This is a genomic window from Pantoea osteomyelitidis, assembly GCF_044342975.1.
Classification (GTDB): Bacteria; Pseudomonadota; Gammaproteobacteria; order Enterobacterales; family Enterobacteriaceae; genus Pantoea; species Pantoea osteomyelitidis.
In genome coordinates this window covers 1343967-1368140 of the sequence record NZ_JBGFSN010000004.1, presented here as the reverse complement: position 1 = coordinate 1368140, position 24174 = coordinate 1343967, and the positions used below count along the sequence as shown (strand labels likewise).

Here is a 24174-nt window from a genome sequence, read left to right as displayed (position 1 = left end):
CTCTTTTGGCAGCCAATTACCCGGCGTGATTACTTCAAGTTACTAATTTTAAAGCAATTGCATAAGCGCATAAACAGTGCTTTATGCTGCATATCGCTGCATAAATAGTTATCTGTTTGTCATTAATAACGATTACACAGAGAAAAGATCGAGGCCGAAGCGCTCTGGCCCGTTTACATTTACGAAACCGGATTTTGGAAGAAATATTAGCGATCCGCAGGTTTTTTGTACAAAAAAAGTACAACAGAAAAGCGTTGCTGAAGCTTCCAGAAAAAAATTTGCCTTAAAAGTGTGATGTGGATCACACTTTATCTAAAATTTTGCCTGGCCCTCGTTGTATGTGGAAATCAGAACGGATAGATTTGCGTTGTTTTCGGATTAGTCTTAAAAAATGTAAGCAGACGTCACGGAAGATGGTTACGACTCAAGAAAAGATTGGCCTGGGGTTATGACTATTACTGACTCACTCCCTGACGGGAAATGAAACAGCTTTCAGTAAAACGTTTGGCTTTTGCCTGATTATTTTTGCCATCTTTAGATTTACCAACCAGCAACCTAAAACGCAGATATTTTTTCTGCGGTAGTTTCATGTAGCGTCTATCAGGATGGAAAAAATGGGTACATCAGAATTACTAAAACATATTTATGACATCAACCTGTCGTACTTACTGCTTGCGCAGCGTTTAATTAACCAGGAAAAAGCTTCAGCAATGTTTCGTTTAGGTATCGATGAGCCGATGGCGGATGCATTGTCAAAATTAACCTTGCCGGAAATGGTTAAATTAGCCGAAACCAATCAATTGGTTTGCCAGTTTCGTTTCAACGATCATAACCATATTAGTCGCCTGACGCAGGAATCGCGCGTTGACGATTTACAGCAGATTCATACCGGCATATTACTTTCCAGTCGTTTATTGCGTAACGCTTCTAAAGAAGAAACCGTTGCGAAGAAGAGGGCGGTGTAATGAGCGAAAAGAGTATCGTTCAGGAAGCACGTGATATTCAGCTGGCGATGGAATTAATTACGCTGGGTGCGCGCTTACAAATGCTGGAGAGCGAAACTCAGCTCAGCCGTGGTCGTCTGATCAAGCTGTATAAAGAGCTGCGCGGCAGCCCGCCGCCAAAAGGCATGCTGCCGTTCTCGACCGACTGGTTTATGACCTGGGAACAAAATATTCATGCTTCTATGTTCTGCAACGCCTGGCAGTTTTTGCTGAAAACCAAGCTGAGCAGCGGCGTGGATGCAATCATCAAGGCCTATCGCCTTTACCTCGAACAGTGTCCGCAATCGGACGAGGGCCCGCTGTTGGCGCTGACGCGCGCCTGGACCCTGGTGCGATTCGTTGAAAGTGGCATGCTCGAGCTTGCTGACTGCAAATGCTGCGGCGGAAGTTTTATTAACCACGCCCATCAGCCAGTTGGCAGCTTCGTTTGCAGCCTGTGCCAGCCGCCTTCGCGCGCGGTAAAAAGACGTAAACTTTCTGCAGATTCTGCCGATACCTTTCCACAACTGCTGGATGAACAGGTTAAACACGCCGTTTAAGTTTGTTCGCAACGTGGAAGAAATCCAGCAGCGGTTATTACCGCTGCTTTTTTTTGCCTTGCGTTTGGGAATAACACCTGCGGCTCTCTGGCTTAACTTCCACCAACACGTTACGGACGTAAGGATTTTTGTGTGCTGATTATATTGGGTTATATCGTGGTCATGGGTTCCGTGTTGGGGGGCTACGTGATGGTCGGCGGCCATCTTGGCGCGCTTTACCAGCCCTCGGAATTATTGATTATCGGTGGGGCAGGTCTCGGTGCCTTTTTGGTCGGCAACAACGGAAAAGCCATTAAGAAAACCGTAAAAGCGCTGCCCTTGTTATTTCGTGGCTCAAAATATAACAAAGCTATTTACATGGATTTAATGGCGCTGCTCTATCGTCTGATGGCGAAATCGCGTCAGCAGGGGATGTTATCGCTGGAAAGCGATATTGAAGATCCCAGCCAGAGCGAAATTTTTGCTAATTACCCACGCATTCTTGCCGATAAGCAATTGGTCGATTTTATTACCGACTATTTGCGCCTGATGGTCAGCGGAAATATGAACGCTTTTGAAATTGAAGCGTTAATGGATGAAGAGATTGAGACCTACGAACACGAATGTGAGGTGCCAGCGCAAAGTATAGCCGCAGTGGGCGACGGACTGCCGGCATTCGGTATCGTGGCGGCGGTTATGGGCGTGGTGCATACCCTGGCTTCAGCGGATCGTCCGCCGGCGGAACTGGGCGAGTTGATTGCGCATGCGATGGTAGGAACTTTCCTCGGCATTCTGCTGGCATATGGCTTTATTTCGCCGCTTGCATCGGTGCTGCGTCAGAAGTGTTCCGAATCCACCAAGATAATGCAGTGCATTAAGGTCACGCTGCTGTCCAGCCTGAACGGTTACGCACCGCAGATTGCAGTGGAGTTTGGCCGTAAAACGCTCTACTCCGCCGAGCGTCCCTCTTTCAGCGAGCTGGAAGAGCACGTACGTAACGCGAAAAACCCCGCTAAACAGACATCGGGTGAAAATGCATGAAGAATGATAATCGCCCCATTGTGGTGGTTAAACGGCACAAGGGGGGGAAACATGAGGGCGCACATGGCTCATGGAAAATCGCTTATGCCGACTTCATGACGGCGATGATGGCATTTTTTATGGTGATGTGGCTGATCGCGATCGCCAGCCCGAAAGAGCTGACTCAGATTGCCGAATATTTCCGTACGCCGCTCAAGGTGGCAATGACCGGCGGTCAGCGCAGCAGCGACAGCGAAAGTCCGATTCCTGGCGGCGGCGACGATCCGACCCGTAAAGAGGGCGAAGTGCACAAGGTCGTGGATATGGATGCGCAGAAACGTCAGCTGGATGAGATTCGTCTTAACCGTCTGCGGGAGAAGCTGGACCAGCTTATTGAAGCCGATCCGCGCCTGAAAGCCCTGCGGCCGCACCTGATCATCAATATGGTAGAGGAAGGATTACGTATTCAGATTATCGACAGCCAGAACCGGCCAATGTTTAAAACTGGCAGCGCCGAGGTGGAGCCTTACATGCGCGATATCCTGCGCGCCATCGCGCCGATTCTGAACGATATTCCGAACAAAATCAGCCTGGCGGGCCATACCGATGATATTCCCTATGCCAATGGCGATCGCGGCTACAGCAACTGGGAACTTTCTGCCGATCGCGCCAACGCCTCGCGCCGTGAGCTGATTATCGGCGGGCTGGAAAGCAGCAAGATGCTGCGCGTGGTGGGCATGGCTGACACCATGAAGCTGAAAAACCGTGGCGGTGACGACGCGGTCAACCGCCGCATCAGCCTGCTGGTGTTGAACCATGACACCGAAGCGGCAATAGAAAAAGAGAACGCCGAAAGCGACGCCGTCCAGGTGAACGACCCGGCGGCGATTCAACAAATCACTGAGCCGAAACCGCCTGGCGACAGCGCAGTGAATACAGACCACTCCTCACAGCAGAGGTGATCCCGTGAGCATGGACATCAGCGATTTTTACCAGACCTTTTTCGACGAGGCCGATGAGCTGTTAGCGGACATGGAGCAACACCTGTTGGGACTGGATCCCCAGGAGCCCGATTCCGAACAGCTTAATGCCATTTTCCGCGCCGCCCACTCCATCAAGGGCGGGGCCGGTACCTTCGGCTTTACGGTATTACAGGAAACCACCCATATTCTGGAAAATATTCTGGATGGTGCTCGCCGCGGCGAGATGCAGCTCAGCACCGACATCATCAACCTGTTTTTGGAAACCAAAGATATTATGCAGGAACAGCTCGATGCTTATAAAACCGCGCAGGAGCCGAATGCAGAGAGCTTTAACTACATCTGCGAAGCGCTGCGCCAGTTGGCATTAGAAGCCAAAGGCTTGCCTGTTGACGTGCCCGCCGCGGCACAACCGGCCGCCGCCGCAGAGCCTGCTGCAGCATCCGCCAGCGGCTTGCGCGTTCAGCTGGTCGATCTGAAAGAGAAAGAGGTCGATCTGATGCTGGAGGAGCTGGGCAATCTGGGCCAGCTCAGCAACATTCAGAAAGCACCGACCGCGCTGGAAGCTAACATTGAAGGCGTCAGCAAAGACGATATCGTTGCGGTACTCTGCTTTGTGATTGATGAAGCGCAGATTCGCTTCCCTGAGGCCGCCGCGCCGTCAGAGGCTCCGGCCGTAGCTGCCGTAGCTGCCGTAGCTGCCGTAGCTGCCGTGGCGGAGACGCCCGCGCCTGTGGCACAGACCGCGACGGTCACTGAAATCACGCCTGCGGTGAAGCGCGACGCGAAGCGCGCAGCGGCGGCTCCGGCGAAAGCCAGCGAGTCGAGCAGCATTCGTGTGGCGGTGGAAAAGGTCGATCAGCTGATCAACCTGGTCGGTGAACTGGTAATCACCCAGTCGATGCTGGCGCAGCGCTCCGGCGAACTCGATCCGGTAGCCCATGGCGATCTGCTGAACAGCATGGGCCAGCTGGAGCGCAACGCGCGTGACCTGCAAGAGTCGGTGATGTCCATCCGTATGATGCCAATGGAATATGTTTTCAGCCGTTTCCCGCGCCTGGTGCGCGACCTGGCGAGCAAACTGGGTAAAGAGGTCGAGCTGACGCTGCTGGGCAGCTCCACCGAGCTGGACAAAAGCCTGATTGAACGCATCATCGATCCGTTAACGCACCTGGTGCGCAACAGCCTGGATCACGGTATCGAGTCACCGGAAAAACGCCTTGCCGCGGGCAAAGTGGCGACCGGCAACCTGACGCTTTCCGCTGAACATCAGGGCGGCAACATCTGCATCGAGGTTAGCGACGATGGAGCCGGCCTTAACCGCGAGCGAATCCTGGCGAAAGCGCTCTCGTCCGGGCTGCCGGTAAGCGAGAACATGAGCGACGAAGAAGTCGGCATGCTGATTTTCGCGCCGGGCTTCTCCACCGCCGAGCAGGTGACCGATGTCTCCGGGCGCGGCGTCGGCATGGACGTGGTAAAACGTAACATCCAGGAGATGGGCGGCCATGTTGAGATTGCTTCTAAGCAGGGCAAAGGCACCACGATCCGCATTCTGCTGCCGCTGACGCTGGCGATTCTGGACGGCATGTCGGTCCGCGTGGCGGATGAAGTATTTATTCTGCCGCTGAACGCGGTAATGGAATCGCTGCAACCGCGCGCCGAAGAGCTGAAACCGCTGGCTGGTGGCGAATGCGTGCTGGAAGTGCGCGGTGAATATCTGCCGTTGGTGGAACTCTGGAACGTCTTTGATGTGCAGGGAGCGAAAACCGAAGCGACGCAGGGCATCGTGGTGATTCTGCAAAGCGCCGGTAAGCGCTACGCGCTGTTGGTGGATCAGCTGATCGGCCAGCATCAGGTGGTGGTAAAAAACTTAGAAAGCAACTACCGCAAAGTGCCGGGCATCTCTGCCGCCACCATCCTCGGTGATGGCAGCGTGGCGCTGATCGTCGATGTTTCCGCACTGCAATCGCTTAACCGTGAAAAACGTGTGGCCGGGGCCGCAGCGTAACTGATAACGAAAGGGTAAAAATAATGACTGGAATGGCAACCGTTACTAAGCTCGCTGGCGAAACCGTGGGCCAGGAGTTTTTAGTTTTCACACTGGGTGATGAAGAGTACGGCATCGATATTCTCAAGGTGCAGGAGATTCGCGGCTACGATCAGGTGACGCGCATCGCCAACACGCCAGGGTTTATTAAAGGGGTCACCAACCTGCGCGGCGTTATTGTGCCGATTATCGATCTACGCATTAAATTCGCCCAGCCGGACGTGGAGTATAACGACAACACCGTGGTGATTGTGCTGAATCTGGTTCAGCGCGTGGTCGGCATAGTGGTGGATGGCGTGTCTGACGTGCTGTCGCTGACGCAGGATCAGATCCGTCCGGCGCCGGAATTCGCTGTTACCATGTCTACCGAATACCTCACCGGCCTCGGTGCGCTGGGCGAACGTATGCTGATCCTGGTGGATATCGAAAAGCTGTTGAGCAGCGAAGAGATGGCGCTGATGGATACCTTGCGCAGCGCGTAATAAAACGCGGTTTAACCGATAAGGCGGAATATATTTCCGCCTTTTTAATAAATAAAAAATAAATGACTAAATAAGAAATAAAGCCATTTATATTTCTAAACTCCCCTCCCGTTGCGCCGATAAGCTTGTGGTACCAATTATTCTTTTTTACTTCTCCAGGGTTATCTATGCTGACGAAAATACGTGTCGTAACCAGCTTATTGCTGGTGTTGTTAATGTTTGGCATTTTACAAGTTGTCTCTGGCAGTGTGTTTTTTACTGCGCTGAGCAACGATAAACAGAGTTTTAACGTCTCCCAGCTTGCCAGCGAAAATAATTCCGCGCTGAGCGATGCCTATATGAGCCTCAACCAGAGTCGGGTAGTACTGACGCGCGCGCTGTTGCGTATCGCTACCAGCAAGCTGTCCGAAAAAGATGCGGATATTGATGACCTGTTTGAGCAGAGCAAAACCTTTCAGGATAAGGCGGCGGCGAGCTTTAAGCGCTATATCGATACCCCCGACACGCCGGGCCAGGATAAAGATTTAGTTAAACAGGTCAACGACAGTTACACCGCTTATGCCGATGTGCTGGGTCAGATGCAGGCGGCGATTATGGCTAATGAGATCGATCAGGCTGGCAAGCTGCCGGTGGCGCCGAATCAGTCCGCCTTTCAGAAACTGTATGCCGGCTGGCGTGCCGATCAGGCGCGCCTGATGAAGCTTGGCGTGCAGCAAAATTCGGACGCTTTTAGCCAGATGATGTGGATTCTGGGCGCTATCATGGCAGTGGTGGCGCTGGTGATCGTGCTCTGCTGGATCGGCCTGCGCAAGGTATTGATCAACCCCCTTAACAGCAATATTGAGCATATCAAACATATCGCCCACGGCGACCTGACCCAGCATATTCAGGTTGAAGGCCGTAACGAAATGAGTCAGCTGGCGAGCAACCTGCATGAGATGCAGCAGGCGCTGGTACGTACCGTCAGCGACGTGCGCGACGGCTCCGACGCTATCTTTACCGGCGCCAGCGAAATCTCCGCAGGCAATAACGATCTTTCCGCCCGTACCGAGGAGCAGGCCGCTTCGCTGGAGCAGACCGCTGCCAGCATGGAGCAACTTACCGCTACCGTGAAACAGAACGCGGAAAACGCCCGCCAGGCGTCGAAGCTGGCGCTCAGCGCCTCGGAAACCGCGCAGAAGGGCGGTCAGGTGGTGGATGGCGTGGTGAAAACCATGCACGACATCGCTGGCAGCTCGAAGAAGATCGCCGACATTATCAGCGTGATCGACGGCATCGCCTTCCAGACCAACATCCTGGCGCTGAACGCGGCGGTGGAAGCGGCGCGCGCCGGCGAGCAGGGGCGCGGTTTTGCCGTGGTGGCGGGCGAGGTGCGCAGTCTGGCGCAGCGCAGCGCCCAGGCGGCGAAGGAGATCAAAGGACTGATTGAAGACTCGGTAAACCGCGTCAATACCGGCTCAACGCTGGTCGGCACTGCCGGTGACACCATGAGCGACATCGTCAGCGCGGTAACGCGCGTTACCGACATCATGGGTGAAATCGCCTCGGCGTCGGACGAACAGAGCCGCGGTATCGACCAGGTAGGCCAGGCGGTAACCGAGATGGATCGCGTTACCCAGCAGAACGCCTCGCTGGTGGAAGAATCTGCCTCGGCGGCGGCCTCGCTGGAAGAGCAGGCGAGCCGCCTGAGCCAGTCAGTTGCGGTGTTCAAAATCCCGCGCGGGCAGGTGCTGAAAGCCGCCGCGCCGCTGGCGAAAGCACCGGTGCTGGCCGCGCCGCGTAAAGCGCTGGCTGCCCCGGCTGGCGACGCCAACTGGGAAACCTTCTGAGCAGAATGATAATTAAACAAAATGGCAGCGTTATGCTGCCATTTTTTCTAACTAAGAACTAATCTCCGCCATAACGCCTTTTTTATAGTTAAATATTTTGTAAATAACGCTGCGCAACTATAAGTAAACGCAATAGCCCGCCGATAAATCCTTTGCAGCTTATTTTTTAATACCAGGGAATCTTATGTTTAAAAATCTCAAAGTCGTCACCAGCCTGATTTTAGTGCTGGCTATTTTCGGTCTGCTTCAGCTGTTGACCGGCGGGCTGTTCTTCAAGGCGCTGAAGCAGGACAAACAAAGTTTCGCCGTTTCGCAAAGTGCCAGCCAGAACGTCGCCGCCTTTACCGATGCCTGGATTGCGCTGAACCAAACGCGCATTACCCTCAACCGTGGCATGTTGCGCCTGCAAAACAGCATGGCCGCCGAGATTAACGGCGGGCCGCTCGACGAGCTGGTCAAACATGGCAAAAGCCAGCTGGCCAGCGCGGAACAACATTACGCTCGCTATAAAGCTATTCCGGATACCCCCGGCCTTGACCCTGCGATCGGCAAGCGTCTGGAGGCAAATTACAGCATCTATCAGCAGACGCTGGCGACGATGATAGACCAGCTGGAAGGCAAACAGCTTGAAGCGATGTTCAAGCAGAATATCGAACAAAAGCAGGATGAGATGCAGGCGGCCTACACTGAATGGCGCGCCGCACAGGCCGTGCTGGCAAACCAGGGCATTGAGCAGAATGAATCAGCATTCCAGCATACCATCTGGACCCTTTCCGCCATCCTGCTGCTGGTCGTGGCCGTGATCGTGCTTTGCTGGGTGGGTCTGCGTCGTCTGCTGATTCAGCCGCTGCTCGCCGTGATGCAACATATTAAAGCGATCGCCAGCGGCGATCTGACCCACACCATCGATGCGGAAGGTCGTAACGAGATGGGACAGCTGGCGGCCAGCCTGCGTGATATGCAGCAGTCGCTGGTACGTACCGTCAGCGACGTGCGCGACGGCTCTGACGCTATCTTTACCGGCGCCAGCGAAATCTCCGCGGGCAATAACGATCTCTCCGCCCGTACCGAAGAGCAGGCCGCCTCGCTGGAGCAGACCGCTGCCAGCATGGAACAGCTTACCGCTACCGTGAAGCAAAACGCGGAAAATGCCCGTCAGGCGTCGCAGCTGGCGCTTACCGCCTCGGAAACCGCGCAGAAAGGCGGCAAAGTGGTGGATGGCGTGGTTTCTACCATGAAAGATATCGCCGGCAGCTCGAAGAAAATCGCTGACATTATCAGCGTGATCGACGGTATCGCCTTCCAGACCAACATCCTGGCGCTGAACGCGGCGGTGGAAGCGGCGCGTGCCGGCGAGCAGGGGCGCGGTTTTGCCGTGGTGGCGGGCGAGGTGCGCAGTCTGGCGCAGCGCAGCGCCCAGGCGGCGAAGGAGATCAAAGGATTGATTGAAGATTCTGTCAGCCGCGTCGATACCGGTTCCGTGCTGGTGGAGAGCGCCGGTGAAACCATGAGCGACATCGTCAGCGCGGTAACACGCGTCACCGATATCATGGGTGAAATCGCCTCGGCGTCGGACGAACAGAGCCGCGGTATCGACCAGGTAGGCCAGGCGGTAACCGAGATGGATCGCGTTACCCAGCAGAACGCCTCGCTGGTGGAAGAATCTGCCTCGGCGGCGGCCTCGCTGGAAGAGCAGGCGAGCCGCCTGAGCCAGTCAGTCGCGGTGTTCAAAATCCCGCGCGGTCAGGCGCTGAAAGCCGCGCCGGTAGTGAAGTCGCCGCGGGCAGGCGCGCCGCGTAAAGCGCTGGCTACCTCCGGCAGCAGCAGTGACGCTAACTGGGAAACCTTCTGATGCCGTTGCGGGTGAGCTGTCTCACCCGCCCTGAATAAAGATTCTGCCACCCGCGCCGATAACAGTGCCGATTCGTAATAATGAGGTGCCTATGTTTAATCGTGTTCGTGTGGTTACCGGCCTGCTCAGCGTGCTGGTGCTTTTTGCTGCGTTGCAGTTGGGTTCGGGGGGGATGTTTTTTCAGACGGTCAAAGCCGATAAAGAAAATTTTGCGGTTAGCCAGCAACTGCGCGATCTGCAGCAGTCGATGGGCACCGCGTGGGTTTCGCTGGTGCAGTCACGTAATACGCTGAACCGCGCCGGGATCCGCTATTTGCTCGACAGTACGCAATCCGGTTCGGGCGCAACGGTAAAAGAGCTGGTGGCGCTGGCGCAGGATGAGCTGAAAACCGCCGACGGCGCGCTGGCCAGCTTTAACTCGCATCTGTCGGAAAACGGGCGCAAAGCGCCAAACGTCCTGGCGTTGCAGGAGAATTTTAAAGCTTTCCGCACTGCGCTGGACGAGCTGACGGGTTTTCTGCAGGCCGGCAACTTTAGCGCGTTCGTGGATCAGCCGACTCAGGGTCTCCAGAATGCGTTTGAAAAAAGCTATAACGCCTGGCTGAGCGACAACAATGTGCTGACCCAAAAGGGCATCGAAGAGAATCAGGCTGCTTACGCTAAGACTCTCTGGATGCTGCTTGGGCTGCTGATCGTCACCCTGGCGGTGATGGCGCTGGTGTGGAGCGGCATGGACAAAGTGCTTATCCATCCCCTGAAGCAGAGCGTTGAACATATCCGGCATATCGCCCGTGGCGATCTGACTCAGCCCATTCACGTCACCAGCCGGAATGAGATGGGCGAACTTCTTGGTTCGCTCCAGCATATGCAGCAAGCGCTGAAGCGCACTGTGGGTACGGTGCGCGACGGTTCCGACGCTATCTATATCGGCGCCAGCGAAATCGCGGCGGGCAACAACGATCTCTCTTCGCGTACCGAAGAACAGGCCGCCTCGCTGGAGCAGACCGCCGCCAGCATGGAGCAGCTTACCGCCACGGTGAAGCAGAACGCAGAAAACGCCCGTCAGGCGTCAAAGCTGGCGCTCAGCGCGTCGGAAACCGCGCAGCAGGGCGGCAAAGTGGTGGATGGCGTGGTCTCGACGATGAAAGAGATCGCCGGCAGCTCGAAGAAAATCGCTGACATTATCAGCGTGATTGACGGCATCGCCTTCCAGACCAATATCCTGGCGCTGAACGCGGCGGTGGAAGCGGCGCGTGCCGGCGAGCAGGGGCGCGGTTTTGCCGTGGTGGCGGGCGAGGTGCGTAATCTGGCGCAGCGCAGCGCCCAGGCGGCGAAAGAAATTAAGGGACTGATTGAAGATTCCGTCAGCCGCGTCGATACCGGTTCCGTGCTGGTAGAAAGCGCCGGTGAAACCATGAGCGACATTGTCAGCGCGGTAACGCGCGTCACCGACATTATGGGTGAAATCGCTTCGGCGTCGGACGAGCAGAGCCGCGGTATCGACCAGGTGGGGCTGGCGGTGAGCGAGATGGATCGCGTCACCCAGCAGAACGCTTCGTTGGTTGAGCAGTCGGCGGCAGCGGCGGCAGCGCTGGAAGATCAGGCCAGCCGCTTAAAACAGGCGGTTTCCGTGTTCAATATTGGTAAAGAAATTGTCACTCAGGCCGTTAACCTAACTACAGGGCCGAAAAAAGCCTTGCTGAGCGCGCCACCTAAAGCCAGCGCGGCTGCATCTGACGATAACTGGGAAACCTTTTAACTACTTTTGGCTGCCCGCGTTGGGCGGCCTGGACGGGGGAAGTGTGTGATGTTGAGTCGTATACGAGTATCCACCACGTTGATTGCCGTACTGCTGGTGTTCTGCATGATGCAGATTGCGGGCAGCGGATTGTCCTTTAACGCTTTCCGCCTCGACGCGAAAAACCTGACGCAGGTTGATCAGGGCGCGCAGCAGCGCAACGCCCTGAGCCAGACCTGGGCTTCGTTGCTGAGCGCGCGCGTTACCCTGAGCCGAGCGGGCACCCGTGCTGCGCTTAGCATGCCGCGCGATCAGGTGGTCAGCCTGATGACCAGCGCACAGGCCGATCTCGACAAGGCGGACAAAAGTTTTAAGACGTTTCTGTCGATTCCGCGCAATTCCGCAGAAAGCGAGGCGTTGACCAAATCGGTGCAGACCAGCTACAGCGCCTATCACGAAGAGCTGGCGCATCTGATTGTTTATCTGGAGAACTTCCAGTTGCAGGACTTTCTCGACTCGCCGACGCAGGGCATTCAGGACAACTTCCTGAAGCAGTACAACAACTGGAACAGCCATATCGGCGAGGTAATTGGCCATGCGCGCACGGCGAGCGAAGGCTTTTATCAGCAGTCGCTGCTGACTTTTATCGCCGCCGTGGCGCTGTCGCTGGCCATTACGCTGCTGTCGCTGTTCTGGCTGAAGCGCGCGCTGATCACGCCGCTGGCAGTGGTGCGCCGTCACTTTGAGCGCATCGCGTCCGGCGATCTGCACAGCGAGATTCAGGTCTCTGGCCGCAACGAAATGACGCTGCTGTTTGACGGCCTGCGCCAGATGCAGCAAAAGCTGGCGGAGACCGTGGCGCAGGTGCGCGACGGCAGCCAGGCGATGCAGGTCGGTATTCAGGAAATTGCCGCAGGCAATAACGATCTCTCCTCGCGCACTGAACAACAGGCGGCATCGCTGGCGCAGACTGCGGCCAGCATGGAGCAGCTTACCGCCACGGTAACCGGCAACGCGGATAACGCCCGCCAGGCGGCGCAGCTGGCGCGTGAAGCATCTACAACCGCCCATAAAGGCGGCGAGCTGACGCGCAACGTGGTGGAGACGATGAGCGATATCGCTACCCGGTCGAAGAAGATCGGCGATATCACCGGCGTGATCGACGGCATCGCCTTCCAGACCAACATTCTGGCGCTGAACGCCGCGGTGGAAGCGGCGCGCGCCGGCGAGCAGGGACGCGGCTTTGCCGTCGTGGCGGGCGAGGTGCGCAGTCTGGCGCAGCGCAGCGCACAGGCGGCCAAAGAGATTAAAACGCTGATTGAAGATTCCATCAGCCGGGTCGATCAAGGCTCCGAGCTGGTCGCCACCGCTGGCAGCACCATGGAGGAGATCGTGCAGTCCGTAACGCGCGTCAACGACATCATGGGTGAAATCGCCTCGGCGTCGGACGAGCAGCGCCGCGGTATCGAGCAGGTTGCTCAGGCGGTCAGTGAGATGGATCAGGTCACACAACAGAACGCCGCGCTGGTAGAACAAGCGGCAGCCGCCACCGACGCGCTTGAAGCGCGGGCGGAGCACCTCAGCGGCACGGTACAGCGTTTCAAGCTGACCGGCAGCATCGAGGCCGCCCTGTCCGATCCGTCGCTGGCATTACAGAAACACGATATGGCGTTAACAGCTTAATCAGTACGTTGCCAGGTAACCTAAATGAAGAAATCGACGTTATTGGATCAAAACGAAGCTACAACGCTGCTGTCGCAGATGGTTCAGCGTCTGCCGCTTTCGGATGCACATTTTCGTCGTATCAGCCAGCTGATTTACCAGCGCGCTGGCATTGTGCTGGCCGACCACAAACGGGAGATGGTGTATAACCGCCTCGTGCGTCGCCTGCGCATGTTGAACATTGATGATTTTGGTCGCTACCTGGCACTGCTGGAAAACGATCCCAACAGCGCGGAGTGGCAGGCGTTTATCAACGCGCTTACCACCAACCTGACAGCATTTTTCCGCGAGGCGCATCACTTTCCGATTCTCGCGGAACATGCCAAACAGCGGTCGGGCAACTACAGCGTCTGGAGCACGGCCGCCTCCACTGGCGAGGAGCCGTACTCCATCGCCATGACGCTGGCGGAAACTCTGGGCACCGGTCCGGGCAAGTTTCAGGTACACGCCAGCGACATTGATACCCAAGTGCTGGAGAAAGCAGTGGCCGGCATCTATCGCCACGAGGAGCTGCGCACTCTGTCGCAGCCTCATCTGCAGCGCTTTTTCCTGCGCGGCACCGGTCCGCATGACGGCATGGTGCGCGTGCGCCCGGAGCTGGCCAATCAGGTGCACTTCACCCAGCTTAACCTGCTGGCTAACGACTGGGCGCTACCGGGGCAGTTTGATGCGGTTTTTTGTCGCAACGTGATGATCTATTTCGATAAAGAGACGCAGGAAAAAATTCTGCGCCGTTTCGTTCCCTTGCTGAAACCGGGTGGACTGCTCTTCGCCGGACATTCAGAAAACTTCAGCCAGATCAGTAAAGAATTCTGGCTGCGGGGACAAACCGTCTATGGACTGACTAAGGAAAGACGATGAGCAAAATCTCCGTTATGTGCGTGGATGACTCGGCGCTGATGCGACAGCTGATGACCGAAATCATCAACAGTCATCCCGATATGGAAATGGTCGCCACGGCGCCGGATCCATTGGTGGCACGCGACTTGATCAAACAGTACAACCCGCAGGTGCTGACGCTGGATGTGGAAATGCCGCGCATGGACGGACTCGACTTTCTGGAGAAGTTGATGCGTCTGCGTCCGATGCCGGTCGTGATGGTGTCGTCCCTGACCGGGAAAGGGTCGGAAGTGACGCTGCGCGCGCTGGAGCTGGGAGCGGTGGATTTTGTCACCAAGCCGCAGCTCGGCATCCGCGAAGGGATGCTGGCCTACAGCCAGATGATCGCCGACAAGATCCGCGCCGCCGCGCGCGCCAGGCTACATGCGCGTGTCGCCACGCCGCCGCCGGTGACGCTGAAAGCGGGTCCGCTGCTCAGCAGCGAGAAGCTGATCGCCATCGGTTCCTCTACCGGCGGCACCGAAGCGATTCGGCATGTGCTGCAGCCGCTGCCGGCCACCAGCCCGGCGCTGCTGATTACCCAGCATATGCCGCCAGGCTTTACCCGTTCCTTTGCCGATCGGCTGAACAAGCTGTGCCAGATCACGGTGAAAGAGGCGGAAGACGGCGAGCGTATTCTGCCCGGCCACGCCTATATCGCGCCGGGCGCCATGCACATGGAGCTGGCGCGCAGCGGGGCAAACTATGTGGTGAAACTGAACGAAGGGCCGCCGGTGAACCGTCACAAACCCTCGGTGGATGTGCTGTTCAACTCGGTGGCGGTCCATGCCGGACGTAACGCGGTGGGCGTCATTCTTACCGGAATGGGTAACGACGGCGCTGCCGGGATGCTGGCGATGCATCGCGCTGGCGCCTGGACCATCGCCCAGAGCGAAGCGACCTGTGTGGTATTCGGTATGCCGCGCGAGGCAATTGCCTGCGGGGGGACCAGTGAAGTGGTGGACTTAGGTCACATCAGCCAGCACATGCTGGCCAAAATTAGCGCCGGACAGGCATTGCGAATTTAACAAGCCCGTCCTGCCGGACGAGACAACTCAGGAGTAGATATGGCTGATAAAAACATGCGCTTTTTGGTAGTGGACGACTTCAATACGATGCGTCGTATTGTGCGTAACCTGCTGAAAGAGCTGGGCTTCAATAACGTTGAAGAAGCAGAAGACGGCGTCGATGCGCTGACCAAACTGCGTGCCGGCGGCTTTGACTTCGTCATTTCCGACTGGAATATGCCGAACATGGACGGACTGGAGTTGCTGCAAACCATTCGCGCCGACGGCGCGCTGGGCAAGCTGCCGGTATTGATGGTCACCGCCGAAGCGAAAAAAGAGAACATCATCGCGGCTGCGCAAGCTGGCGCCAGCGGTTATGTGGTTAAACCTTTTACCGCTGCCACCCTCGAAGAAAAGTTAGGCAAAATCTTCGAAAAACTGGGCATGTAAGGAGATGTGATGAGCGAACTTCCGAAGCCAACACCGGACGCAACCGCGCACGATATTATTGCCCGCGTTGGCGCACTGACGCGCATGCTGCGTGACAGCTTGCGCGAACTGGGTTTGGATCAGGCGATTGCTGAAGCGGCAGAAGCCATCCCGGATGCCCGTGATCGTCTCGATTACGTGGTGCAAATGACAGCTCAGGCCGCCGATCGCGCCCTGAACAGCGTAGAGGCGGCGCAGCCGCATCAGGACGCGCTGGAAGCGGGCGCGGGCGACCTGAAAGGTCGCTGGGACGCCTGGTTTGAGAACCCGATCGAGCTGTCGGATGCGCGCGTGTTGGTGACGGATACGCGCGATTATCTTGCATCGGTGCCTGAGCACACCTCGTTCACCAACAAGCAGCTGCTGGACATTATGATGGCGCAGGATTTCCAGGACCTTACCGGTCAGGTGATCAAGCGCATGATGGATGTAATCCAGGAGATTGAACGTCAGCTGCTGATGGTGCTGCTGGAAAATATGCCGGAAGTTAATGCTTCTCAGCGTAAAGAGGGCAGCGGCCTGTTGAATGGTCCACAGATTGACACCGCCGCGCCGGGCGTGGTGGCGAACCAGGATCAGGTGGATGATTTGCTGGACAGTCTGGGTTTCTGATGGAGAGCGGCGGGCTGGCTGCTGAGGCAGCCCGCTTGCCGCGGAGGGTTTTCGATCGCCCCTGTGGCGACAGAACACGCCCTACGCCAGCAGGCCAATTTCCCTTATGGGCAAATAAGCCCACTTTTCCCCCCCTAATCCCCGCTTTAGCTGTAGCTATCTTTGGCATCCTATGCTGAGAATTCCTGCCAGCAGAGGTTTGTCGTGGCTGAAGATAGCGACGAGGATAAAACAGAATCACCCACAGCCCACCGACTTGAAAAAGCGCGTGAAGAGGGGCAGATTCCGCGATCGCGCGAGCTGACTTCCTTGTTGATGCTGGCGGGCGGTTTGATGATCCTCTGGATGGGCGGCAAAATCATGGCGCGTCGGCTGGCGAGCATGGTCGCCGCCGGGCTGAACTTCGATCACGGCATGGTGACCGACGATAAGTTAATCATCGCGCATATCGGCAATCTGATCGGCCAGGCGATTCTGGCGCTGCTGCCGTTAATGGCCGGGCTGGTGATGATTGCTATCGCCGCACCCATGCTGCTGGGCGGCATCGTCATCAGCGGCAAAGCGATCAAAGTCGACTTCACCAAGCTGAACCCGCTCTCCGGGCTGAAGCGCATGTTCGCCGCGCAGGCCTGGGCGGAACTGCTGAAAGCGATCCTCAAGGCGGTACTGGTTGGCTGCGTGGGTGGCTGGTACATCTGGTCGCACTGGCCGGAAATGCTGCGCCTGATCAGCGAATCGCCGATGAACGCCCTGGGACACGGCCTGGATATGATAGCGGTTTGCTGCCTGATGATCGTGCTGGGCATGATCCCGATGGTGGGCTTTGACGTCTTCTGGCAGCTCTACAGTTACTACAAACGTCTGCGTATGTCGCGCCAGGAAATCCGCGACGAACACAAGCAGCAGGAGGGCGATCCCCACGTTAAAGGGCGTATTCGTCAACAGATGCGCGCCGCCGCCCGCCGCCGCATGATGGCGAACGTGCCGAAAGCGGATGTGATCGTCACTAACCCCACACACTACTCCGTCGCGCTGCAATATAACGAAAAGAAAATGAGCGCGCCTAAAGTGGTGGCAAAAGGGGCCGGTGAAATCGCCCTGAAAATTCGCGAGCTGGCAAAAGAGCATCGCATTCCGATTCTGGAAGCGCCGCCGCTGGCGCGTGCGCTTTATCGTCACACGGAAATCGATCAGCACATCCCCGGCGCGCTCTATGCGGCAGTGGCGGAAGTGCTGGCTTGGGTCTGGCAGCTGCGTCGCTGGAAACGCGAAGGCGGCCTGATTCCGAAGAAACCTCAAACTCTGCCGGTACCGGCAGAGATGGACTTTGCTGGAGAGAACAGAAACGATGGCTAATCTGGCCGCTAAACTGCGTTTACCCAATAACTTCAAAGACACGCAATGGCAGGTGCTGGCCGGACCGGTGCTGATCCTGATGATCCTGTCGATGATGGTGCTGCCGCTGCCGCCCTTCATCCTGGATCTGCTGTTTACCTTCAACATTGCGCTCTCCCTGATGGTGTTGCTGGTGGCGATGTTTACCCAGCGCACGCTGGAGTTCGCCGCGTTCCCGACCATTCTGCTGTTCTCTACCTTGCTGCGCCTGGCGTTGAACGTCGCCTCCACGCGTATCATTCTGATGGAAGGGCATACCGGCGGCGCGGCCGCAGGACGCGTGGTCGAGGCTTTCGGCCACTTCCTGGTGGGCGGCAACTTTGCCATCGGCATCGTGGTGTTTATCATCCTCGTGATCATCAACTTCATGGTCATCACCAAGGGCGCCGGTCGTATCGCGGAAGTGGGCGCGCGCTTTGTGCTCGACGGAATGCCTGGTAAACAGATGGCGATCGACGCCGACCTTAACGCCGGTCTGATTGGCGAAGATGAGGCGAAAAAGCGCCGTTCTGAGGTGACGCAAGAAGCGGACTTTTACGGCTCGATGGACGGCGCCAGTAAGTTTGTGCGTGGCGACGCCATCGCCGGCATCATGATCATGGTAATTAACGTCATCGGCGGACTGCTGGTGGGCGTGTTGCAACACAGCATGGATATCGGCCATGCGGCAGAAAGCTATACGCTGCTCACCATCGGCGATGGCCTGGTGGCGCAGATCCCGGCGCTGGTGATCTCCACCGCTGCGGGTGTCATCGTGACGCGCGTCAGCACCGATCAGGATGTGGGCGAGCAGATGGTGAGCCAGCTGTTCAAAAACCCGCGCGTGATGATGCTGAGCGCCGGCGTTTTGGGTCTGCTCGGGCTGGTACCCGGCATGCCGAACTTTGTTTTCCTGCTGTTCACCGGCGGGCTGCTTGGTCTGGCCTGGTGGATGCGCGGGCGTGAATTGCAGCCGAAGACAGCCGCCGCCGCAGGTGCCGCGCAGAGCGGCGTAAGCAAACCGCAGGAAACCCAGACCGCCGCCGAGGCCTCCTGGAAAGATGTGCAGCTGGAAGATACGCTCGGCATGGAAGTGGGCTACCGCCTGATTCCGATGGTGGATCATCAACAGAATGGCGAACTGTTAGGGCGCATCCGCAGTATTCGTAAAAAAGTGGCGCAGGAGGTGGGTTTCCTGCCGCCAGTGGTGCATATCCGTGACAACCTTGAGCTGCCGCCGGCGCGCTACCGCATCCTGATGAAGGGCGTGGAAATCGGCAGCGGCGACGCGTTCCCTGGCCGCTGGATGGCGATTAACCCCGGCACCGCCGCAGGCACCTTGCCGGGCGAAGCCACCGTGGATCCCGCGTTTGGCCTGGCCGCCATCTGGATCGACAGCGCGTTGAAAGAGCAGGCGCAGATTCAGGGCTTTACCGTGGTGGAAGCCAGCACCGTAGTGGCGACGCACCTGAATCATCTGATTGGACAATACGCCAGCGAGCTGTTTGGCCGTCAGGAGGCGCAGCAGCTGTTGGATCGCGTGACGCAGGAGATGCCGAAGCTGACTGAAGATCTGGTGCCCGGCGTGATCTCGCTGACCACGCTGCACAAGGTCTTGCAGAACCTGCTGACCGAACGCATTTCGATTCGCGATATGCGTACCATTATTGAAACGCTGGCGGAACATGCGCCGGTACAGAACGATCCGCAGGAGTTGACCAGCGTGGTGCGTGTGGCGCTGGGTCGCGCGATTACCCAGCAATGGTTCCCCGGCAACGGCGAAGTACAGGTGATTGGCCTGGACGCCACGCTGGAACGTCTGCTGCTGCAGGCGTTGCAGGGCGGCGGCGGGCTGGAGCCGGGTCTGGCGGATCGTTTGCTGCATCAGGCGCAGGCTGCTCTTCAGCGTCAGGAGATGCTGGGCGCGCCGCCGGTTCTGCTGGTTAACCATCCGCTGCGTGCGCTGCTGGCGCGCTTCCTGCGCCGCAATCTGCCGCAGCTGGTGGTACTCTCCAATATGGAGCTGACCGATAACCGTCAGATCCGCATGACCGCCACCATTGGAGGCAAGTAATGTTGCGCAGGCTGCTGCTGGCGTTCTTGCTGCTGCCGGGTCTGGTCAATGCCGCTGATTTCGCCTGGCATGCCAGCGCCAGCGGGCCGACCCTGAGCCAGCGCGGCAGCTGGCTGCGTTCTCCGCCGCTCACGCCGCCCGCGAAAACCCACGGCAGTATCCGGGTGGTAAACTGGCGCTATCAGCTGAGCGGCCCGGCGCCGTCGGGCTTACAGGTGCGGCTCTGCGCGCTACAGCGCTGCGCCGTGCTGGAGGGAGCAAGCGGTACCACTCGCAGCCTCGCCAACGTGGCGGCCGATGAGCCGCTGCGTCTGGTGTTTGGCGTGATGGGGAAAGGCAGACTGCCGCCGGGACTGCGGGTAGTGAGCAGCGAAGTGATGGTGAACTACCTGGGGCACGGTCAGCAATAAAAAACCCCGCCGGAGCGGGGTTTAACGCTGTTGGTCAGGCGCTAGCGCAGATTATGCAGTCAGATTACATCCGTTCGATGGTTTTGATGCCCAGCGTATCCAGTCCCTGCTTCAGGGTTTTCGCTGTCAGGGCCGCCAGCTTCAGACGGCTTTGACGCGTGGCTTCATCTTCCGCTGACAGAATTGGACAGTGCTCGTAGAAGCCGGAGAAGAGACCGGCGAGGTCGTAGAGGTAAGCGCACATCACATGCGGCGTACCGTCACGCGCGACCTGGATAATAATCTCTTCAAACTGCATCAGGCGCGTCGCCAGCGTCGCTTCGCGCTCTTCGCTCAAAACCACATCGCCGCTCAGGCTGTCGGCATCGATACCGGCTTTACGGAACACCGAAAGCACGCGCGTGTAGGCATACTGCAGGTAGGGCGCCGTGTTGCCTTCGAACGCCAACATGTTATCCCAGTCGAAAATGTAATCCGTGGTACGGCTTTTAGAGAGATCGGCATATTTTACCGCGCCAATGCCGACCACTTCAGCCAGTTCGTTCGCCTCTTCCAGACTCATCTCCGGATTTTTCTCTTTCACCAGCGCCAGCGCGCGCTCGTGCGCCTCATCCAGCAGATCGGCAAGCTTGATGGTGCCGCCGCTGCGGGTTTTGAACGGACGCCCATCTTTGCCCAGCATCATGCCGAACGCATGGTGCTCAAGCGGAACTGACTCCGGCACGTAACCCGCCTTACGCACGATGGTCCAGGCCTGCATCAAATGCTGATGCTGACGAGAGTCGATGTAGTAAAGCACGCGGTCGGCATGCAGCGTCTCATAGCGGTATTTGGCGCAGGCGATATCGGTGGTGGTGTAGAGGTAGCCGCCATCCTTCTTCTGGATGATGACGCCCATCGGCTCGCCTTCTTTGTTCTGGAATTCGTTGAGGAATACCACGGTCGCGCCTTCGCTCTCCTGGGCCAGCCCTTTGGCTTTCAGATCGGCGACAATGCCTGGCAGCATATCGTTATACAGGCTTTCACCCATCACATCTTTGCGCGTCAGGGTAACGTTCAGGCGATCATAAACCAGCTGGTTTTGCGCCATGGTGATATCCACCAGCTTTTTCCACATCGCACGGCAATATTCGTCGCCGCCCTGCAGCTTGACCACGTAGCCGCGTGCGCGCTCGGCAAACGCTTCATCCTCGTCATAGGCGCGTTTCGCTTCGCGATAGAACTCCTCCAGATCGGCGAGCGCGATCTCTTCATGATGCTCGCTCTGCTGCTTTTCCAGCCAGGCGATCAGCATACCGAACTGAGTGCCCCAGTCGCCTACATGGTTGGCGCGAATCACTTTATGACCGAGGAATTCCAGCGTGCGCACCGCGGCGTCGCCGATAATGGTGGAGCGAACATGGCCGACATGCATCTGCTTCGCCACGTTTGGCGCAGAGTAATCCACCACGATGGTTTCCGGCGTGACGGCGGTGACGCCCAGACGGGGTTGGGTCAGCGCCTGTTCTACCTGTTGCGCCAGCCACTGATTGTCGATAAAGATATTGATAAAGCCGGGACCGGCGATCTCAACCTTGCTGGCGATGCCCGTTAAATCGAGGTGTTGTAAAACCTGCTCTGCCAACTGACGCGGCGCTTGCCCCAGCTTTTTCGCTACGGCCATAATACCGTTGGCCTGATAGTCACCAAACTGTGCTTTAGCGGCCTGACGAACCTGAGGTTCACAATCAGCCGGTGCGCCAGCCGCAATCATTGCCTGACTGACTTTTTCGGAAAGAAGAGCCTGAATATTCACCGAGTTACCTTAGTATGCTGAAAAAGGCTCGTCTGCAGCGCAGCGAGCCGTTGTCATCACCCTGCCCGGAGTGAAGAGGTGACAGGCAGAATGGAAAAAAGAGGGGAAAGTATACGTGAATTGTTACCGGGCGTCAGCAGCCGGATAACGCAGGGAAACAAGGGCAGCGTTGCTTCCCAAAATGCGATTTAACGGCGTCTCAGATGACGGCGGGGATTTTTAACGCTTTTGTCTTCACGCACCTTCCAGTGGCGAGAGATGGCAAATCCCATCAAGGCGATAAGTACCGCGACAACAATGAGCATAGACATAGAGCCATTCCTTGTATGAGGGTTATGTCAAATCTATAAGAAAGGTTACGCCCCTGCAAACGTTTGGCGGCTAATTAAGAGTTATCTCATTGTAGTAATAAAGATAAATAAAAACATAGAGATAACTGTGTTTTATTCATTTAACATTGGTACTAAATAGGTGATAATTCTGAAATGAAAGGCCAGTTTATGCATTTTTTTGACGGAAACTTGGCTGAATCAGAGGAATCTGAACCGTTTATCGTGTTTACGCCAGCCGCCACGGCAGGTGATATTGATTAAAATATTTGAACATATATTGAGGAAACATGATTCATAATGCGCTTTTACCGCCAGAACTGGACGACCTGCGAATCGATTTGCCGCGTTTCGAAACTGCCCTGCAGGATCTGGCGCGGCGACTGGGCTTAGCGCTGACCGGGTTGGAGGCTGACCATATCGCGGTACGCTGTAATCAGAATACGACGGCCGAACGCTGGATGCGCGGCTTAGTGCAGATCGGCACGCTGTTTTCAGAAGCGATGATTAACGGACGTCCAATCGCGCTGTTCCGGCTGCATCAGCCGATCCAGGTAGCAAGCTGGCAGATCAGGGTGATCGAACTGCCGTGGCCCGGACAAAAACTTTATCGCCATGAAGGATGGGAGCACGTGGAGGTGGTTTTGCGCGGCGAACCGGAAACGCTGGGAGCGCGCGCCATGGCGCTGCTCTCTGATGCAGGATTATCACAGCCGGGCATCTCGTTTAAAACCAGTTCGCCAAAAGGCGAGAATGAACGGTTGCCCAATCCGACCCTGGCGGTGACGGATGGGCAGACCACGATCAAATTTCACCCATGGCGTCTGGAGGAGATCGTCGCCAGCGAAGCGGATTCCGCGCGATCCTGAATGGCGCGCGTCAGGCGGGAAACCGCCTCCTCCAGCGTGGCGCGCGTACAGCCGAAGTTAAAGCGTACAAAGTGGTCGTCGCCGAAATCGCGTCCGGGGGAGAAGCCCAGCCCATGTTTTTCAAAGTAAAGCGCCGGACTGGCAACATCAACGCCGCTGGCGTCAATCCAGCCGAGGTAGGTAGCTTCCGGCGTGGCCATTGACAGGCCGGGCAGCGCGTTAACCTGTTGCGTCAGCCAGTCGCGGTTAGCGCGCAGATAGTCAATTTGTGCCGCCAGCCAGGATTCGCCGCCGCGCCAGGCCGCGTTGGCGGCAACCAGCGCCAGAATATCGACCTGAGGCACAATGCCCTGCCGCACGCTGTTAAAACGCTGGCGCAGCGCCGGGTTGGGAATAATCGCCATCGACGCGCCCAGCCCGGCGATATTAAAGGTTTTAGAAGGCGAAAGCAGGGTAATGGTACGTTGGGCGGCATCTTCGCTCAGCGAAGCGAAGGGGGTATGACGCAGCCCTGGCGTCAGGATCAGGTCGCAGTGAATCTCGTCGGAGCAGACAATCAGGTCGTGGCGCTGTGCAAATTGCAGCTGCGCCAGAAGTTCATCCCGCCGGTAAACCGTGCCGCCCGGATTTTGCGGGTTGCACAACATCAGCAGTTTCTCTTTGCCATCCAGTTGCGCCTCAGCCTCGCTGAGATCCATCACCCAGCGGCCATCCTGTAAGGTCAGCGGCAGATTCACCTGACGGCGTTCGGCCAGTCGGGCGGCGCCGCGAAACGGCGGATAAATGGGGGTGGGCGCGATAGTGCCTTCGTCCGGCGCGGTAAAGGCGCGCACGCTCAGGTTAAGCCCGCTAACGATGCCGGGCAGCATCACTATCCATTCAGGCTGGATCTGCCAGCCATAGCGTTCAGCCATGCGCTGGACCACAATTTCTATCAGCTCATGCGGGGCGCCGCCATAACCGAAAACGCCATGCGCAACACGCGCTTGCAAGGCTTCAATAATGCATTCAGGGGAACGGAAATCGGTATCGGCTACCCATAACGGCAACACGTCGCGATCGCCATACTTGTTCCATTTTAAACTATCGCTGTGACGTCGATCGAGCCATTGGTCAAAATTGAATGCCATAGTTAAGTTTCCGC

General features: G+C 57.1%; 21 protein-coding genes. 18 read left to right on the top strand and 3 right to left on the bottom strand.

The annotated features are described in order from the left end of the window. Positions 1 to 614: 614 nt before the first annotated feature. The 17 genes from flhD (at position 615) to flhE (ending at position 20037) form a co-directional block, all read left to right on the top strand. Positions 615 to 965 (top strand): flagellar transcriptional regulator FlhD, encoded by a 351-nt coding sequence (gene flhD / locus ABU178_RS11560; protein WP_397214916.1) that lies wholly within the window; start codon positions 615 to 617, stop codon positions 963 to 965. Next, positions 965 to 1543 (top strand): flagellar transcriptional regulator FlhC, encoded by a 579-nt coding sequence (gene flhC / locus ABU178_RS11555; RefSeq protein ID WP_397214914.1) that lies wholly within the window; start codon positions 965 to 967, stop codon positions 1541 to 1543. The genes flhD and flhC overlap by 1 nt, the downstream gene beginning before the upstream one ends. 132 nt (positions 1544 to 1675) lie before the next feature. After that, the gene (gene motA / locus ABU178_RS11550) at positions 1676 to 2563 is read left to right on the top strand and encodes a flagellar motor stator protein MotA (protein ID WP_397214912.1); all 888 of its coding nucleotides are present in this window, start codon (positions 1676 to 1678) and stop codon (positions 2561 to 2563) included. After that, positions 2560 to 3504 (top strand): flagellar motor protein MotB, encoded by a 945-nt coding sequence (gene motB / locus ABU178_RS11545; RefSeq protein ID WP_397214910.1) that lies wholly within the window; start codon positions 2560 to 2562, stop codon positions 3502 to 3504. Before motA ends, motB begins: the two co-directional genes overlap by 4 nt. A gap of 10 nt (positions 3505 to 3514) precedes the next feature. After that, on the top strand, positions 3515 to 5530 hold the full coding sequence (cheA, locus tag ABU178_RS11540; RefSeq protein WP_397215784.1) for a chemotaxis protein CheA: 2016 nt from the start codon (positions 3515 to 3517) through the stop codon (positions 5528 to 5530). Between the two features lie 23 nt (positions 5531 to 5553). After that, positions 5554 to 6051: a chemotaxis protein CheW gene (gene cheW / locus ABU178_RS11535; protein ID WP_397214909.1), complete on the top strand. Its 498-nt coding sequence runs from the start codon at positions 5554 to 5556 to the stop codon at positions 6049 to 6051. 167 nt (positions 6052 to 6218) lie between these two features. Further along, the gene (locus ABU178_RS11530; RefSeq protein ID WP_397214907.1) at positions 6219 to 7880 is read left to right on the top strand and encodes a methyl-accepting chemotaxis protein; all 1662 of its coding nucleotides are present in this window, start codon (positions 6219 to 6221) and stop codon (positions 7878 to 7880) included. 184 nt (positions 7881 to 8064) lie between these two features. Further along, positions 8065 to 9732 carry a methyl-accepting chemotaxis protein gene (locus ABU178_RS11525; protein WP_397214905.1) on the top strand — a complete coding sequence of 556 codons (1668 nt, stop codon included), beginning with the start codon at positions 8065 to 8067 and terminating at the stop codon, positions 9730 to 9732. 91 nt (positions 9733 to 9823) lie between these two features. Then, on the top strand, positions 9824 to 11491 hold the full coding sequence (locus ABU178_RS11520) for a methyl-accepting chemotaxis protein (protein WP_397214903.1): 1668 nt from the start codon (positions 9824 to 9826) through the stop codon (positions 11489 to 11491). 48 nt (positions 11492 to 11539) lie between these two features. Next, positions 11540 to 13153, top strand: coding sequence for a methyl-accepting chemotaxis protein (locus ABU178_RS11515; RefSeq protein WP_397214901.1), 1614 nt, complete (start codon positions 11540 to 11542; stop codon positions 13151 to 13153). 24 nt (positions 13154 to 13177) lie between these two features. Beyond that, entirely contained in the window at positions 13178 to 14053 is an 876-nt protein-coding gene (gene cheR, locus ABU178_RS11510; RefSeq protein ID WP_397214899.1) for a protein-glutamate O-methyltransferase CheR, read from the top strand. Continuing rightward, positions 14050 to 15099: a chemotaxis response regulator protein-glutamate methylesterase gene (locus ABU178_RS11505; RefSeq protein WP_397214898.1), complete on the top strand. Its 1050-nt coding sequence runs from the start codon at positions 14050 to 14052 to the stop codon at positions 15097 to 15099. The genes cheR and ABU178_RS11505 overlap by 4 nt, the downstream gene beginning before the upstream one ends. A gap of 39 nt (positions 15100 to 15138) precedes the next feature. Further along, positions 15139 to 15528: a chemotaxis response regulator CheY gene (gene cheY / locus ABU178_RS11500; protein ID WP_397214897.1), complete on the top strand. Its 390-nt coding sequence runs from the start codon at positions 15139 to 15141 to the stop codon at positions 15526 to 15528. 9 nt (positions 15529 to 15537) lie between these two features. Continuing rightward, positions 15538 to 16179 carry a protein phosphatase CheZ gene (gene cheZ / locus ABU178_RS11495; protein ID WP_397214895.1) on the top strand — a complete coding sequence of 214 codons (642 nt, stop codon included), beginning with the start codon at positions 15538 to 15540 and terminating at the stop codon, positions 16177 to 16179. A gap of 204 nt (positions 16180 to 16383) precedes the next feature. Next, on the top strand, positions 16384 to 17535 hold the full coding sequence (gene flhB, locus ABU178_RS11490) for a flagellar biosynthesis protein FlhB (protein WP_397214893.1): 1152 nt from the start codon (positions 16384 to 16386) through the stop codon (positions 17533 to 17535). Then, positions 17528 to 19627 (top strand): flagellar biosynthesis protein FlhA, encoded by a 2100-nt coding sequence (flhA, locus tag ABU178_RS11485; protein WP_397214891.1) that lies wholly within the window; start codon positions 17528 to 17530, stop codon positions 19625 to 19627. Before flhB ends, flhA begins: the two co-directional genes overlap by 8 nt. Beyond that, entirely contained in the window at positions 19627 to 20037 is a 411-nt protein-coding gene (flhE, locus tag ABU178_RS11480; protein ID WP_397214889.1) for a flagellar protein FlhE, read from the top strand. Before flhA ends, flhE begins: the two co-directional genes overlap by 1 nt. A 64-nt stretch (positions 20038 to 20101) precedes the next feature. Here the strand turns inward: flhE and argS are convergent, their stop codons facing one another. Both argS and ABU178_RS11470 read right to left on the bottom strand, forming a co-directional pair. Then, complete coding sequence (argS, locus tag ABU178_RS11475; RefSeq protein ID WP_397214887.1) at positions 20102 to 21832, bottom strand: arginine--tRNA ligase; 1731 nt, start codon at positions 21830 to 21832, stop codon at positions 20102 to 20104. Positions 21833 to 22020: 188 nt separating this feature from the next. Further along, positions 22021 to 22143 (bottom strand): hypothetical protein, encoded by a 123-nt coding sequence (locus ABU178_RS11470; protein ID WP_009089698.1) that lies wholly within the window; start codon positions 22141 to 22143, stop codon positions 22021 to 22023. A gap of 308 nt (positions 22144 to 22451) precedes the next feature. Between ABU178_RS11470 and ABU178_RS11465 the strand changes: the two genes are divergently transcribed. Beyond that, a complete protein-coding gene (locus ABU178_RS11465) occupies positions 22452 to 23030 on the top strand; it encodes a VOC family protein (protein ID WP_397214884.1) in 579 nt (192 codons plus the stop codon). Here ABU178_RS11465 and ABU178_RS11460 read toward each other — a convergent pair. Beyond that, the gene (locus ABU178_RS11460; RefSeq protein ID WP_397214882.1) at positions 22973 to 24160 is read right to left on the bottom strand and encodes a MalY/PatB family protein; all 1188 of its coding nucleotides are present in this window, start codon (positions 24158 to 24160) and stop codon (positions 22973 to 22975) included. The genes ABU178_RS11465 and ABU178_RS11460 overlap by 58 nt on opposite strands. Positions 24161 to 24174 lie beyond the last annotated feature (14 nt).